The 1,715-nt window shown below is 73.4% G+C and carries 2 protein-coding genes; one reads left to right on the top strand and one right to left on the bottom strand.

What is annotated here, in order from left to right; translation table 11 throughout:
* The first annotated feature begins 94 nt into the window (after positions 1-94).
* Positions 95-895, top strand: coding sequence for a carbamoyltransferase C-terminal domain-containing protein (locus ABZW11_RS46215; RefSeq protein WP_355432922.1), 801 nt, complete (start codon positions 95-97; stop codon positions 893-895).
* On the opposite strand, the gene ABZW11_RS46210 is transcribed toward ABZW11_RS46215, so the two are convergent.
* Positions 892-1,715, bottom strand: an 824-nt coding sequence (locus ABZW11_RS46210; protein WP_355432920.1) for a carboxyl transferase domain-containing protein, incomplete at its 5' end; no start/stop codon positions are given. The genes ABZW11_RS46215 and ABZW11_RS46210 overlap by 4 nt on opposite strands.

The raw sequence follows: 1,715 nt of genomic DNA, 5'->3' as shown, positions 1-1,715 counted from the left end.
CTCGACCGCAACCGGGGACGCATGGAGGAGAAGGAGCACTGGGACCACGTCCGGCCGCTGCGCGAACGGTGGGCCTGCGACACCGTCTTCAGCCGTGCTGGGCTGGGCGCAGGGCCGCTCCGAGTTCGGGCCGCGGGCGCTCGGCAACCGCAGCATCCTCGCCGACGCCCGGCCGGGCGAGAACAAGCACCGCATCAACTCGATGGTGAAGAAGCGGGAGGGCTACCGGCCGTTCGCGCCGGTGGTGACGGAGGAGGCCGCCGACGCCTACTTCGAGCTGCCGCCCACCCGCGCCAACTACGACTTCATGTCGTTCGTCGTCCAGGTGCGCGAGGAACGCAGGGCGGAGCTCGGCGCGGTCACCCACGTGGACGGCAGCGCCCGGCTGCAGATCGTCACCCAGGAGGCGAACGAGCGCTTCCACCGGCTCGTCCGGCGCTTCGGCGAGCTGACCGGCACCCCCGTGCTGCTGAACACCTCGTTCAACAACAACGCCGAGCCGATCGTGCAGACCGTGCATGACGCCGTGACCTGCTTCCTCACCACCGAGCTGGACTACCTGGTGATCGAGGACTTCCTGATCAGGCGGCGGTGGGGCCACTGGCTGGGCCTCGACGGCCTGGTGCCCAGGCACCGCCCGGTGACCAGGCTCGCCAAGCGGGTCCGCACCACGCCGGCGGGGCACCGCGACGTCGTGCACGAGATCTCCCTCGACTACACGAACGGGCCGCGCGCGGAGATCTCGCCCGCCGCCTTCACGGTGCTGGAGGCGGCGGACGGGAAGCGGACCCTGGAGTCGCTGGCCGGCGACGCCGGGGTGAGCGACGACCTGCGCAAGGAGCTCCACCTGCTGTGGCAGGGCAGGTTCTTCACCCTGACGCCCACCGGCCGCTAGAGCGGGATGTTGGCGTGGTGCCCCCGGCGTGGTGCGGCCTCGGCGATCACCTTGGCGATGGCCTCGCGGCTCTTCGCCGGGTCGATGACCTCGTCCACCACGCCGAGCCGCACGGCCGCGTCGAGGCTGCCGGTCTCCTTCTCGTGCTCGGCGGCCAGGGCCGCCTCGAGCAGCGGGCGCTCCTGCTCCGATGCGGCGGCGAGCGCCTGGCGGTGCAGGATGCGCACCGCCGACACGGCGCCCATGACCGCCATCCGCGCCGTCGGCCAGGCGAGGACCCGGGTGGCGCCCAGGGCGCGGGAGTTCATCGCGATGTACGCCCCGCCGTACGCCTTGCCCACCATCAGCGTCACCCGGGGGACGCTGGCCTCGGCGAAGGCGTGCAGCAGCTTCGCGCCACGCCGGACGACGCCGTCCCACTCCTGCTTGACGCCGGGCAGGTAGCCGGGGACGTCCACCACGACCACCAGCGGCACCCCGAAGGCGTCGCACATCCGCACGAACCTGGCGGCCTTCTCGGCTGACGCGGCGTCCAGGCAGCCGCCCAGCCGGATCGGGTTGTTGGCCACCACGCCGACCGTGCGCCCGCCGAGCCGGCCGAGCGCGGTGACCACGTTCGGGGCCCAGCGCGGGTGCAGCTCGGCGCCCGGCTCGTCCAGCAGGCCGTCGAGCAGCGGATGCACGTCGTACGCGCGCCTGGGGTTGTCGGGCAGCAGCGCGGCGAAGTCCGTCCCCGCGGTCTCCGGCATGCGCGCGCACCCCTGGTGCCCGAGCAGGCCGGCCAGGCGCCGCCCCGCGGCGACCGCCTGCGCGTCCGTCG

This window comes from Nonomuraea sp. NPDC004580 (assembly GCF_040609855.1).
GTDB classification, from domain to species: domain Bacteria; phylum Actinomycetota; class Actinomycetes; order Streptosporangiales; family Streptosporangiaceae; genus Nonomuraea; species Nonomuraea salmonea.
The sequence above is the reverse complement of the archived record's forward strand: the minus strand, read 5'-3'. Positions and strand labels throughout refer to the sequence as shown.